This is a genomic window from Exiguobacterium sp. E17S (assembly GCF_057772545.1).
This window is the reverse complement of the sequence record NZ_JBYLRU010000034.1, coordinates 1-241: the sequence shown is the minus strand read 5'-3', so window position 1 is coordinate 241 and position 241 is coordinate 1. Positions and strand designations below refer to the sequence as shown.

At 51.5% G+C, this 241-nt stretch carries 1 rRNA gene; it reads right to left on the bottom strand.

What is annotated here, in order from left to right:
* Positions 1–48: 48 nt before the first annotated feature.
* Positions 49–241: ribosomal RNA gene (locus tag AC3B4V_RS16320) — 23S ribosomal RNA — on the bottom strand; the annotation flags it as partial.

Here is a 241-nt window from a genome sequence, read left to right as displayed (position 1 = left end):
ACGATCGGGCTCGCGCCCTCAAAACTGAAGTCATCAACAAGCATCTGCTAGAACAAGGCCTCGACCGATTAGTATCACTCAGCTCCACATGTCGCCATGCTTCCACCCGTGACCTATCTACTCATCGTCTCTGAGGGGTCTTTCTTGATTACTCAAAGGGAAATCTCATCTTGGAGGGGGCTTCATGCTTAGATGCTTTCAGCATTTATCCCGTCCGCACGTAGCTACCCAGCGATGCTCC